Below are 12,466 nucleotides of genomic sequence, written 5' to 3' on the forward strand. Positions count from 1 at the left end.
CAGCCGGGGCGACCCGGCGCGGTACCCGTCACAGGCTGATGGCTCCGCCGGGTCGGACATCGGCGCCGATCTCGGCGTACGCCGCCTGCAGCAGCGCGGGGTCGGGACCCTCCAGCCGCGTGGGACGGGCGAGCCCGGAGAGCACCACGAACCGCAGCAACGAGCCCCGCGACTTCTTGTCGCGCTTCATGGCGTCGAGCAGCTGCGGCCACCGGTCGGCCCGGTACGTGACTGGCAGGCCGAGGCTGGTCAGCACCGACCGGTGCCGGTCCACGAGGCCGTCGTCGATCTTGCCGGCCAGCCGCGCCAACTCGGCGACGTAGACCATGCCGATGGAGACGGCCGCCCCGTGCCGGAACGCATAGCGCTCCACGTGCTCGACGGCGTGCCCGAAGGTGTGGCCGTAGTTGAGCACCTCGCGCAGCGACGACTCCTTGAGGTCATGGGCGACGATGTCGGCCTTGACCCGTACGGCGCGCTCGATGAGCTCGCGGACGTGGGTGCCGGCCGGGCTGCGCACCCCCTCGGGGTCGGCCTCGACGAGGTCGAGGATCACGGGGTCGGCGACGAAGCCGCACTTGACGACCTCCGCCAGCCCGGCGGTGAAGTCGTGCACGGGCAGCGTCTCCAGCGTCGCGAGGTCGCAGAGCACGCCGGCCGGCGGGTGGAACGCCCCGACGAGGTTCTTTCCCTCGCTGGTGTTGATGCCCGTCTTGCCCCCGACGGCGGCGTCGACCATGCCCAGCAGCGTCGTGGGGACGTGGACCACCCGGATGCCGCGCAGCCAGGTGGCCGCGACGAACCCGCCGAGGTCGGTCGTGGCTCCCCCGCCGACCGTCACGATGGCGTCGGAGCGCGTGAAGCCGGCCTGGCCCAGGACGCCCCAGAGGAAGGCCGCGACCTGCGAGGTCTTGGCCTCCTCGGCGTCTGGCACCTCGGCGGCATACGCCTCGAAACCCTTGGCGCGCAGGTCTTCTCGCACTGCTTCGCCGGTCGCGGCCAACGCACGCGGGTGCACGACGAGCACCCGCTGCACTCCCTCCCCGACCAGGCCGGGGAGCTCGTCGAGCAGGCCGGTGCCGATGACGACGTCGTAGTCGCCGCCGACGCTGATCCGTGTCGCGTCGCTCATGCGGGATCCTCCGGCGTGCGCTCGTCGGTCGCGTGCCCCAGTGCGGCGACGATCTCCTGCACGATGTCCGCCGGCTTGCGGCCGGCGGTGTCGACGCGGACCGTGGCCAGCTTCTCGTAGGTGGCGCGGCGCTCGTTCATCATCTTCGTCCAGCTCGCCCGGGGGTTGACCATGAGCAGCGGGCGGTTGCCCTCGAAGCCGATCCGCCGCGCGGCGTCAGCGATGCCGACGTCGAGGAAGACCACGGTGTGGCCACGGAGGAGCTCCTGCGTGCCCGCGTCGATCGGGGCACCACCGCCGACGGAGACGACCACGTCCGACTCGGTGAGCGCGTGGGCCACCTCGTCGCGCTCGAGGGCACGGAAGTGCTCCTCGCCGTGGTCGACGAAGATGTCCGAGATCGATGCACCCTGCGCGGCCTCGATCGCGGAGTCCGTGTCGTGCCAACGCACTCCGAGGGCGGCCGCAAGGCGGCGGGCGATGGTGCTCTTGCCTGCGCCGGGCGGACCGATGACGACGGCGAGCGGGCGCGCGGGCGCCGCCCCCGTGGGAGAGGTCACCACGTGCGCATCGCCTCCGGGATCGAGGCGAGGTATGCCGCGTGGTTGCGCGAGGTCTCGGCGACGGAGTCGCCGCCGAACTTCTCGACGCACGCCTGGGCCAGCGTCAGCGCGACCATGGCCTCGGCGACAACGCCCGCGGCGGGCACGGCGCACACGTCGGACCGCTGGTGGATCGCCTTGGCCGCCTCGGCCCCGGTGGTGTCGATGGTGTCGAGCGCGCGGGGCACGGTCGAGATGGGCTTCATCGCGGCGCGCACGCGCAGCACGTCGCCGGTGGACATGCCGCCCTCGGTTCCGCCGGCGCGGCCGGTGCGGCGGTGGATCGTGCCGTCGGGCCCGCGCTCCATCTCGTCGTGGGCGGCGGAGCCGCGGCGGGCGGCGGTGCGGAAGCCGTCGCCGACCTCCACGCCCTTGATCGCCTGGATGCCCATGAGGGCCGCTGCGAGCTGGGCGTCGAGTCGCCGGTCCCAGTGGACGTGTGAGCCGAGCCCCGGCGGCAGGCCGTAGGCGAGCACCTCGACGACACCGCCGAGGGTGTCGCCGTCCTTCTTGGCCGCCTCGACCTCCGCGACCATGACGGCGGACCCCGCGGCGTCGAGCGTCCGCACCGGGTCGGCGTCGATCTGCTCGACCTGGTCGGGGGTGGGCAGCACGGCGTCGTCCGCGACACCGGCGGTGCCGATGGCGACGGTGTGGGAGACGAGGCGGATGCCGTAGGCCTGCTCCAGGAAGCGCGCGGCGACCTCGCCGAGGGCAACCCTGGCGGCGGTCTCGCGGGCGGACGCCCGCTCGAGCACCGGGCGCGCGTCGTCGAAGCCGTACTTCTGCATCCCCACGAGGTCGGCGTGGCCGGGACGCGGACGGGTGAGCGGCCGGTTGCGGGCCACCTCCTTCTCCGCGTTGACGTCGTCGGAGGCGGCGTAGGCCTCGTCCGACACCGGGTCAGGGGACATGACGGTCTCCCACTTGGGCCACTCGGTGTTGCCGATCCGGACCGCGACGGGCGAACCCATCGTCACGCCGTGGCGCACTCCACCGAGGAACTCGACCTCGTCCTGCTCGAACTTCATCCGGGCGCCGCGGCCGAACCCCAGCCGACGGCGGGCCAGCGCACTCGCAACGTCCTTGGTCGTCACCTCGACGCCGGCCGGCAGCCCCTCGAGCGTCGCGAGGAGGGCTGGGCCGTGGGACTCACCTGCGGTCAACCAGCGGAGCATGGCCCGATCCTCCCATGCACCCTCGGGGCCCCTCCGCCTAGGCCACCCACTGGTACTCGACGACGAGGGCGAGCAGCGCGCCGACGAGCATCGCCGGGCCGAACGCGATGTGCGAACGGAGCCCGACCCGACGCCCTGCGAGCATGACGACGGCCGTGACCCCACCGACCAGGAAGCCGCCGAGCACGCCCATGACGAGCTGTGGGATGCCGATCCACCCCAGGAGCAGCCCGATCAGGCCGGACAGCTTCACGTCGCCGAACCCGAGCGACCCCGGCGACACCAGGTGCATCACGAGGTAGACGGCGTAGAGGCCGGCGAGGCAGGCCAGGGCGCGCCAGAGCTGCGCCCAGTCCCCCAGTCCTGCCGTCGCCACGACGACCAGCGCGAGCAGGGCGGGGTAGGCGGGCAGCACGAGGCCGTCGGGCAGGCGATGGACGTCCGCGTCGATCCAGACCAGGGCGACGGTCAGCCAGGCGAAGAAGAGGTATGCGGGCAGCGCGGCCCAGCCGGCGTAGTCGCCGATGCGCCAGCCCACCACCGCCCACAGCACGGCGAGCACCGGCGCCGGCCACCACCACACCCGCGGCAGGGCGCCCGCGTCGTCGGACTCGACGCGGTATCCGCCATCCGACAGCACCCTCCCGGTCACCGCGCCGAGCGCGGCGCCCGCGAGCGCGAGGGCGCCGAGCACCCACCACGGCAGGTCGGTCCCGGCCGCGAGGACGATCACCGAGCCGTCCCGTCACCGTGCGCGGCGCCGTCGAGGCGGTCGTCAGCTGCGAGGGCTGCCCGCCCGGCGGCGAACATGGCCTCGACGGGGGCGTCCCGGCCGGTGAAGAGGCGGAACTGCTCCGCGGCCTGGTGCACGAGCATGTCGAGCCCGGAGACCACGTCGTACCCAGCGCCGGACGCCGCGCGCGCCAGCTCCGTCGGCCAGTCGGCGTAGACGACGTCGAGCAGGGTGGCGCCGCGGCCGGTCGCGTCGGCCGGTTCCGACAGCGCTGCGACGGCTGCACCCACCGCGGGTGGCAGCGTCGAGACGACGACGGTCGCAGGAACGGCGGCCCACTGCTCCAGCGGCACGGCCACGGCCTCGGTGCCGAGCCCCTGCAGGAGCGCCACGACGTCGGCCGCCGATGACGGGTTGCGGGCGGCGACGCGCACCTCCCGCATCCCGAGCCGGACGAGGGCGGCCCCTGCGGACCGTGCGGTGGCTCCGGACCCGAGCAGGGTCGCCGTACCGTCGTGGTCCACGTGCGCGAGCGCACCCACGATGCCGGCCACATCGGTGTTGTGGGCGTCCCACCCGAGGTCGTCGCGGCGGACGAGGGTGTTGGCCGCGCCGGTCAGCCGGGCGGTCGCCGACGCGGTGTCCGCCAGCGTGAGCGCAACGTCCTTCAGCGGCATGGTCAGGCTGAGGCCGCGCCAGGACTCGTCGCGCTCCCCCACCCACGCCGCCAGCTCGGCGGCGCCGAGGTCGTGCGCGCCGTACGCCCAGTCGTCCATGCCCAGGGCGCGGTAGGCGGCGGAGTGGAGCACCGGTGACAGCGAGTGGGCGACGGGTCGCCCGAGGACGGCGGCGTTCAGCACCGGTCGGCGTGGCCGCGGCACCAGGCCCGGAACTCCTGCACGTTGCGGGCGTGCTCGGCAGCCGTGGTCGCGAACTTGGTCTCACCGGTGTCGGGGTCGACGGTGACGAAGAAGAACCAGCCACCCGGGGTCGGTGCTGCCGCCGCCTTGATGGACGCGGCGCCCGGGCTGTTGATCGGGCCCGGCGGCAGCCCCGGGTGCTTGTAGGTGTTGTAGGGGCTGGTGCTGCGGCGGTCCGCGTCGCTGGTGCCGGCGCGCCCCCGCTTCTGCACGGCGTAGTGGACGGTGGAGTCCATCTGCAGGTAGCCGTTGGTCGGCGGGCCGCTGGTCTTGAGGCGGTTCTCGATGACCCGGGCGACCTTGCCGCGGTCGGCGTCGCCGCTGACCTCGCCCTCGACGATCGAGGCCACGGTGAGCGTCCGCTCGCGGTCGGCCTCGGCCACGCCGGCAGCGTCGAGCTCGCTGAGGGTCTTGGCGACCATGGTGCGCAGCTGCTCGCCGGCCGTCGCCTTGGCGGGGAACTCGTAGGTGGACGGGAAGAGGTAACCCTCGAGGTTGCCCTTGGCCGACGCGGGGAGCCCGAGGGACCCCGGGTCCTTGGCGGCAGCGGTGTACTGGGCGAGCGGCACCCCCGTGGACTTGGACAGGGCCGCGAAGACCTCGTTCTTCCACAGCCCCTCGCGGATCGTGACGCGCGGGACGGTGCGGTTGGCGGGGTTGACGAGGGTGGCAAGGGCGCCCTTGGCCGACATCTGCTTCTTCAGCGTGTAGGTGCCCGGCTGGATCGCCGAGGCCCGCGAGTCACCGGCGGCCGCGTCGAGGAAGGCCTTGGCCGACTTCACCACGTCGGCCTTCTGGAGGGTGGCGCCGATGGCACGTCCGGAGTCCCCGTCGTTGACGACGACCTGCACGCTGCCCGACCCCGGGCCCGGGTAGTCGTTGCTCTCCAGGAACCCGTCGACGACCGGCCGCAGCACGGTGTAGGCGGCGAAACCCGCCACCGCGACGATCGCGAGGGCGATGACGAGGATGCCGCGACGGCGTCCCCGGCCACGACGGCGCCGGGGCGGCCTGGTGCGGTCGCGCGCCTGGGAGCGCGTCTGGACGGACCCGTGGCCCTCCTCCACGTGCTCGTCGTGCTGCCCCCCGAAGATCGAGTGCTCCAGGTGGGGCTCGGTCATCGGTGCCTGTCCTTCGTCCGGGGCTTGCGCCCGTCGGTCCTCACCAGCTCGCCGGGCGGACGCCCGGAGCTGCGCTCCGTGTCGAGGGCGACCTGCAGGATCAGGACCGCCGCCGCCTGGTCGACCACCGCGCGCTGCCGCCGGCCGCCGACCCCGCTGTCGCGGAGCGAGCGATGCGCGTCGACCGTGGTGAGCCGCTCGTCGACGAGCCGGACCGGTACGGGCGCGACACGTGCCGCCAACCGCCCAGCATACGTGCGTGCGGTCTGGGCGGCGGCACCTTCGGCACCCGCGAGTGTCCGGGGCAGGCCCACGACGACCTCGATGGCCTCGCGCTCGGCGACGATCGCGGCGATCTCCTCGACGTCGGCGCCACCGCTGTCCTGCTCGGCAGGGTCGCGCGGCACGGTGCGCACGGGGGTCGCCAGCAGGCCCGAGGGGTCGCTGGCGGCCACCCCGACCCGGACGCTGCCGACGTCGACGCCGACCCGCACCCCGGCCCTGGTGGCTGCCTGCGTCACCGCGGGGTCACCCGGTGACGCCGGCGGCCTCACGCACCGCGGCGTCGATGCGCCCGAGGGCGTCGCCCGTCCGGGTGGCGTCGGTGCCGCCTCCCTGCGCCAGGTCGTCCTTGCCGCCGCCACCACCGCCGAGCGTCTGGGCTGCGACGCGCACCAGCGCACCCGCCTTGACGCCGCGGTCACGGGCGCGGGCGTTCGTCGCGACGACCACTCCGGGGCGTCCCTTGGCCACACCGGTCAGGGCGACGACGACCGGCGTCGCGTCGCCGAGGCGCCCACGCAGGTCCAGGGCCATGGTGCGCAGGTCGTCGGCGCTGGCGCCCTCCCCCGCGTCGTGGGTCAGGAGGCGGATGCCGTCGAGGTCGCGGGCGTACTCGACGAGCTTGCCCGTCTGCGCCTGCACCTGCTCGCGACGGACCTTCTCCAGCTCGCGCTCCGCGTCGCGGACGCGGGCCACGAGGGCCGCCACGCGGTCCTTGAGCTCGCCGGGCTGCACCTTGACGATCTCGCTGAGCTCGGCCACGAGGGCACGCTCCTTGGCGAGGTGGCGCAGCGCGTCCATCCCGACGAAGGCCTCGAGGCGGCGCACGCCGGAGCCCACGGACGACTCGCCGGTGACCGACAGTGCGCCGATCTGCGAGGAGTGGCCGACGTGGGTGCCACCGCACAGCTCGCGCGACCAGGGGCCGCCGATCTCGATGACGCGGACCTGCTCGTCGTAGGTCTCGCCGAACAGGGCCAGCGCCCCGAACTCACGGGCCTGCGGCAGCGTCATGTACTGCGCCGACACCGGGAGGTCCTGGCGCACCGCGAGGTTGGCCACCTCCTCGATCTCGCTGCGGGTCTCCGGCGACAGGGCCTGGCCCCACGCGAAGTCGAGCCGCAGGTAGCCGGGCTTGTTGTAGGAGCCGGACTGCAGGGCAGACGGGCCGAGCACCTGGCGCAGGGCCGCGTGGACGACGTGGGTGCCCGAGTGCGCCTGGCACGCGCAGACGCGCCACTCGGCGTCGACCTCGGCCGACACCTCCTGACCGGCGCGCAGCGGCCCGGTGAGCACCTCGACCGTGTGGGCGACGAGTCCCTTGACCGGCCGCTGCACGTCGACGACCCGCAGGTGGGCGCCGTCGGCGACGATGACGCCCTCGTCGGCGACCTGGCCACCGGACTCGGCGTAGAACGGGGTGCGGTCGAGGACGACCTGGCCGCGCTGGCCGGGCTCGAGCTCCTCGACGCGCCGGCCGTCGACGACGAGGCCGAGGACCTTCGCCTCGGAGGTCAGCTCGGAGTAGGCGCGCCAGTCGGTCGCGCCCAGCGCCCGCAGGTCGCGCCAGACCTCGGTGTTGGCGTGACCGCCCTTCTTGGCCTTCGCGTCGGCCTTGGCGCGCTCACGCTGCTCGGTCATGAGCCGGCGGAAGCCGTCGCGGTCCACCTCGAGGCCCTGCTCGGCCGCCATCTCCAGCGTCAGGTCGATCGGGAAGCCGTAGGTGTCGTGGAGCTGGAACGCCTGGTCGCCCGCGAGGGTCCTGCCGCCCTCGGACTTCGTCCGGGTCACCGCGGTGTCCAGGATCGTCGTGCCGGCCGCCAGGGTGCGGCGGAACGCCTCCTCCTCCGCGTACGCGATCTGCGAGATCCGGTCGAACCCGGTCTCGAGCTCGGGGTAGGAGTTCTTCATCCGCTCGACCGAGACCGGCAGCAGCAGCGGCAGGCTCGGCTCGTCGAACCCGAGCAGGCGCATCGAGCGCACCGCCCGGCGGAGCATGCGGCGCAGGACGTAGCCGCGGCCCTCGTTGCCGGGGGTGACGCCGTCGCCGATGAGCATCAGGCTCGAGCGGATGTGGTCGGCGACCACGCGCAGGCGCACGTCGTCGGGGTGGGACTCGCTCGCCGCGTGACCCGAGTGGACGCCGTACCGCTTGCCCGTGAGCTCGGCGGCGCGGTCGAGGACGGGGTAGACCTCGTCGATCTCGTACAGGTTGTCGACGCCCTGGAGCAGGGTCGCCATGCGCTCGAGGCCCATGCCGGTGTCGATGTTCTTCTTCGGCAGCTCGGAGGCGATGTCGAAGTCGTCCTTGGCGCGGACCGCCGACAGCTCGTACTGCATGAAGACGAGGTTCCAGAACTCGAGGTAGCGGTCCTCGTCGACGGCAGGGCCACCCTCGCGACCGTACTCCGGGCCGCGGTCGAGGTAGAGCTCGCTGCACGGGCCGCCGGGGCCGGCCACGCCCATGTGCCAGTAGTTGTCGAGCTTGCCGCGGCGGGTGATCCGCTCCTTGGGGACACCGATCATCCGGTGCCACAGGTCGAAGCTCTCGTCGTCGTCCTCGTAGACGGTGGGCCAGATCTTGTCGGCGTCGAGGCCGTAGCCACCCTGGTCCTGGGGCGTGGTGATGAGCTCCCAGGCGAACGTGATGGCGCCTTCCTTGAAGTAGTCCCCGAAGGAGAAGTTGCCGTTCATCTGGAAGAACGTGCCGTGGCGGGAGGTCTTGCCGACCTCCTCGATGTCGCCGGTGCGCACACACTTCTGGACGGAGGTGGCGCGGTTCCACTGGGGCGTCTGCTGCCCGAGGAAGTAGGGCTTGAAGGGCACCATGCCTGCGTTGACGAACAGCAGGTTGGGGTCGTCGTAGACGAGCGGTGCGGACGGGACGACCGTGTGCCCCTTGCTCTCGTAGAACGAGAGGAAGCGGCGCCTGATCTCGGCGGTTTCCATGGGTTGATCAGTCCTTAGCGCATGCCCTCGGGGGGGGTGGGCGGGCATGACGAATCGTACGGGTAGTGAACGTGGTGTGGGTCGGGGCGAGCGCGCGGGAGCGCGGCGCCCCTACCGAGCTCGGTGCGCGCCGTTCCCGCGGCGACCGGTGGGGTCGTCCAGCAGCGCCCGCGCAGCGGCGGCGTCGAGCCGTGCCGCACCCGCCTCCGGGTCGTCGGCCGTGCCGGCGTCGATGCCGAGCGCCAGGCGCAGCTCGCCCTCGCGCTCGGCCATGCCCTCACGGACGGCTGCGGCGAGCTCGCGCAGGCCGTCACCGAAGTCGGAGAGCCCGTCGGCGACACCGGCGGGCGTGTAGGCCTGGGCTGCCTTGCCGACCTTGCGCACGGCGTAGACGCCGGCGGCGGCGCCGAGGGCGACCCAGAAGAGACGTGCCACGGCGATCAGCCCCGACGGCGGCGACGGCCGCTGGTCGACTTGGTGCCGGCGCCGCTGAGGGCAGAGCGCACGCCGTACGTGAACGCTGCCACCTTGACGACCGGGCTGCCCAGCGTGGCGGCGAACAGGGCCGTCAGCGCGCTGGCGTTGGTGGTGATGGCGGAGACGTTGGTGGTGATGCCGTCGACCCGCGCCAGCTGCTCGTTGGTCAGGCTGACCGTGTCGGTGAGCTTGAGCAGGGTGGGCTGGACGTTCTCGGTGGTGGTCCGCAGACCCACCCGCGTCTCGTCGAGGATCTTGCCGGCCTTGCCGATCACGCTGCCCAGTCGGAAGACCAGGAACGCGAACGCCAGGGCCGCGATCATGCCGGCGATGTCGCCCAGACTCACATCCATGCCGAAACCCTACCCCGACGGGCGCGGGCGTCACGGCGGCATTCCCCGAGGCCACCCGAGGGGTTGATCCGGGGGCCGCACGAAGGCCCCGGGCCACGCCCGCGACGGCACAGCGACGTGCAGTACCCGGTCGTGCCCGACGGCAGCCGCACGGTGCAGCGGGCGCGGGCCCGGTTCCACGGAGTACTGCACGTCCCTGTCTGCCGACGAACCTGTGGACGACCGGGAGGAGCGGTCGGTCGGGCGCGACGCTGGTGCGATGCACCCGCCCGGTCCAGCACGCGCGCTCGCCGTCGCCGATGCGCTCGGCAGACTCGGGGGCTGCGCCACGTGGTCGACCTTGCGTGCCCTCGTCCCGCAGTCGGCCCTCGAGAGTGCCGTGGCAGAGGGGTCGGTTGTCCGGCTGCGACGGGGCCGCTACGTGCTGCCTGCCGTGTCGGCGCACCGGCGGGCAGCGCACGCCCGCAGCGGGGTCGTGTCGCACCTGAGCGCGGCGTTGGCCCACGGCTGGCCGGTCCTGCGGCCACCCGTGCGGCCGTGGCTGACCGTCCCGCGCAACCGCAAGGTCTCGCGCGAGCAGCGCCGCGGGGTGGTCATTACGTATCGCGACCTGTCGCCGCACGAGCGCGCGGCCGGCCTCACCGACCCGATCCGGACGGTGCTCGACTGCGCAGTCAAGCTGCCGTTCGACCAGGCCCTCGCCGTGGCCGACTCCGCCCTGCGCTCGGGCGACGTGGCGCGGCACGAGCTGCTTGCCGCGGCTCGGGCCCTGCGGGGTACCGGCTCCTCGCGCGCCCGCCGCGTCGCCGTGGCAGCCGACCGGCGCGCGGCGAACCCGTTCGAGTCAGCACTGCGCGCGATCGCCCTCGACCTGCCGGGGCTGCGGCTTCAACCCCAGCTCGTCATCGCCGATGTCGGGGTGTTTGCGACCGTGGACCTCGGCGATCCCCGTGCGCGGGTGGTGCTGGAGGCGGAGGGGTTCGAGTTCCACGGGACCCGGGACGGCCTCGAGCGGGACTGCCGTCGCTACACCGAGCTCGTGATGCACGGCTGGCGGGTGCTGCGCTACACGTGGGACGACGTGGTGCACCGTCCCGAGTGGGTGCGCTGGACCATCGAGGTCCTCGTGGCTGGGCTCAGCGGTCTGCCTGCTCCCCCGCAGCCGCAGGAGGAGCGACGTGCAGTGCCGGCGTGACCCCAGCCGTCGTAGTGCGGACGGCGGCTCCGCGAGACCTCCGCCGGCCTACTGCACGTCGGCGCGCGTCACGCCGGCACGTGTCCCACCTTCCCCGAGGCCACCAGCGGCCGGGTCAGGTCCGCCGCGGTCACCGGCCGGCGGGTCAGGAGCGCCGGATGCGGCCCTTGAGCCACGACCATCGCGGGCCGAGGCGCTCCTCGAACCCGCGGTCGGTCGGCCGGTAGTAGTCGGTCTGCCCCTGCAGGTCCTCCGGCAGGTAGTCCTGCCGGGCCACCCCGTCGGGCTCGGAGTGGGCGTAGACGTAACCGTCCCCGTGCCCGAGCCGCGCCGCGCCCGCATACCCGCTGCCGCGCAGGTGGGGCGGCACCGCGCCACCACGCCCGGCGCGCACGTCGGCGATCGCCTCGTTGATGGCGGTGTACGCCGCGTTGCTCTTGGGCGCGAGCGCGTTGTGGACCACCGCCTGGGCCAGGATGATCCGCGCCTCAGGCATCCCGATCTGCGCCACGGCGTGCATGGCGGCGACAGCGGTCTGCAGGGCGGTGGGGTCGCCCATGCCGACGTCCTCGCTGGCGGAGATGACGATGCGCCGGGCGATGAAGCGGGGGTCCTCGCCCGCCTCCAGCATGCGCGCGAGGTAGTGCAGCGCCGCGTCGACGTCGGAGCCGCGCATCGACTTGATGAGCGCCGACGCGACGTCGTAGTGCTGGTCGCCCGTCTTGTCGTAGCGCACGCTGGCGTGCGCCACGGCCTGCTCGGTGTGGGCGAGGGTGATCTCGACAGGTCCGTCGACGTCGGCGCCGGGGGCCACCTCGTCGAGGGCCACGCCTGCGGCCGCCTCCAGCGAGGTGAGTGCGCGCCGGGCGTCGCCACCGGCGATGCGCACGAGGTGGTCGCGCGCGTCGTCGGCCAGGCTGAGTTCCCCTGAAAGGCCGCGGTCGTCGGACACGGCCGAGTCGAGGACCTCGGCCACCTCCTCGTCGGTCAGCGAGCCGAGGGTGATGAGCATCGAGCGCGACAGCAGCGGGGCGATCACCGAGAACGAGGGGTTCTCCGTGGTCGCCGCGACGAGGATGACCTGGCGGTTCTCGACGCCGGGGAGCAGCGCGTCCTGCTGGGCCTTGGTGAAGCGGTGGATCTCGTCGAGGAACAGGACCGTCTGCCGGTCGTAGAGGTCGCGGTCGCGAGCGGCCTGGTCCATGACCTGCCGCACGTCCTTGACGCCTGCGGTGACGGCCGACAGCTCGACGAACCGGCGGTCCGCGGCGGTCGCCACGAGGTGGGCCAGCGTCGTCTTCCCGGTCCCGGGCGGGCCCCAGATGATCGCGGACAGTGGCCCGGCGGCGCCGGCCGATCCCTCGATGAGCCGTCGCAGCGGGCTGCCGGCACGCAGTACCGAGCCCTGGCCCCGGACCTCCTCCAGCGACCGGGGGCGCATGCGCACGGCGAGCGGCGGGAGCGCGGCGCCGGTGGGCATGCGGTCTCCGGCCCGCCCCCGCGAGGCCTCTGCGAAGAGGTCGT

At 73.4% G+C, this 12,466-nt stretch carries 12 protein-coding genes; 1 reads left to right on the forward strand and 11 read right to left on the reverse strand.

Features of this window, described 5'->3' with window-relative positions; translation table 11 throughout:
* Positions 1–28: 28 nt before the first annotated feature.
* The 10 genes from aroB to ASG70_RS02445 form a co-directional block, all read right to left on the reverse strand.
* The gene (gene aroB / locus ASG70_RS02400; protein ID WP_056882272.1) at positions 29–1,132 is read right to left on the reverse strand and encodes a 3-dehydroquinate synthase; all 1,104 of its coding nucleotides are present in this window, start codon (positions 1,130–1,132) and stop codon (positions 29–31) included.
* A complete protein-coding gene (locus ASG70_RS02405; RefSeq protein ID WP_156399780.1) occupies positions 1,129–1,692 on the reverse strand; it encodes a shikimate kinase in 564 nt (187 codons plus the stop codon). The genes aroB and ASG70_RS02405 overlap by 4 nt, the downstream gene beginning before the upstream one ends.
* Entirely contained in the window at positions 1,689–2,912 is a 1,224-nt protein-coding gene (aroC, locus tag ASG70_RS02410; RefSeq protein WP_056882274.1) for a chorismate synthase, read from the reverse strand. Before aroC ends, ASG70_RS02405 begins: the two co-directional genes overlap by 4 nt.
* A 37-nt stretch (positions 2,913–2,949) precedes the next feature.
* Positions 2,950–3,645: a prepilin peptidase gene (locus tag ASG70_RS02415; RefSeq protein WP_056882275.1), complete on the reverse strand. Its 696-nt coding sequence runs from the start codon at positions 3,643–3,645 to the stop codon at positions 2,950–2,952.
* Positions 3,642–4,526, reverse strand: a complete 885-nt coding sequence (locus ASG70_RS02420) for a shikimate dehydrogenase (protein WP_235531303.1) — start codon at positions 4,524–4,526, stop codon at positions 3,642–3,644. Before ASG70_RS02420 ends, ASG70_RS02415 begins: the two co-directional genes overlap by 4 nt.
* The gene (gene mltG / locus ASG70_RS02425) at positions 4,499–5,686 is read right to left on the reverse strand and encodes an endolytic transglycosylase MltG (protein ID WP_056882276.1); all 1,188 of its coding nucleotides are present in this window, start codon (positions 5,684–5,686) and stop codon (positions 4,499–4,501) included. The genes ASG70_RS02420 and mltG overlap by 28 nt, the downstream gene beginning before the upstream one ends.
* Complete coding sequence (ruvX, locus tag ASG70_RS02430; protein WP_156399781.1) at positions 5,683–6,207, reverse strand: Holliday junction resolvase RuvX; 525 nt, start codon at positions 6,205–6,207, stop codon at positions 5,683–5,685. The genes mltG and ruvX overlap by 4 nt, the downstream gene beginning before the upstream one ends.
* A 7-nt stretch (positions 6,208–6,214) precedes the next feature.
* On the reverse strand, positions 6,215–8,917 hold the full coding sequence (gene alaS, locus ASG70_RS02435; protein WP_056882277.1) for an alanine--tRNA ligase: 2,703 nt from the start codon (positions 8,915–8,917) through the stop codon (positions 6,215–6,217).
* 111 nt (positions 8,918–9,028) lie between these two features.
* The gene (locus ASG70_RS02440) at positions 9,029–9,352 is read right to left on the reverse strand and encodes a DUF6167 family protein (RefSeq protein WP_056882278.1); all 324 of its coding nucleotides are present in this window, start codon (positions 9,350–9,352) and stop codon (positions 9,029–9,031) included.
* 5 nt (positions 9,353–9,357) lie between these two features.
* Positions 9,358–9,741 (reverse strand): DUF948 domain-containing protein, encoded by a 384-nt coding sequence (locus ASG70_RS02445; protein WP_056882297.1) that lies wholly within the window; start codon positions 9,739–9,741, stop codon positions 9,358–9,360.
* A gap of 346 nt (positions 9,742–10,087) precedes the next feature.
* On the opposite strand from ASG70_RS02445, the gene ASG70_RS02450 reads away from it, so the two are divergent.
* Positions 10,088–10,942, forward strand: coding sequence for a DUF559 domain-containing protein (locus tag ASG70_RS02450; protein ID WP_156399782.1), 855 nt, complete (start codon positions 10,088–10,090; stop codon positions 10,940–10,942).
* A 145-nt stretch (positions 10,943–11,087) separates the two neighbouring features.
* Here the strand turns inward: ASG70_RS02450 and ASG70_RS02455 are convergent, their stop codons facing one another.
* Positions 11,088–12,422 carry a replication-associated recombination protein A gene (locus ASG70_RS02455; protein WP_056882298.1) on the reverse strand — a complete coding sequence of 445 codons (1,335 nt, stop codon included), beginning with the start codon at positions 12,420–12,422 and terminating at the stop codon, positions 11,088–11,090.
* Positions 12,423–12,466: the final 44 nt, after the last annotated feature.

Origin of the sequence: Phycicoccus sp. Soil748 (genome assembly GCF_001428025.1) — a bacterium.
GTDB lineage: Bacteria > Actinomycetota > Actinomycetes > Actinomycetales > Dermatophilaceae > Pedococcus.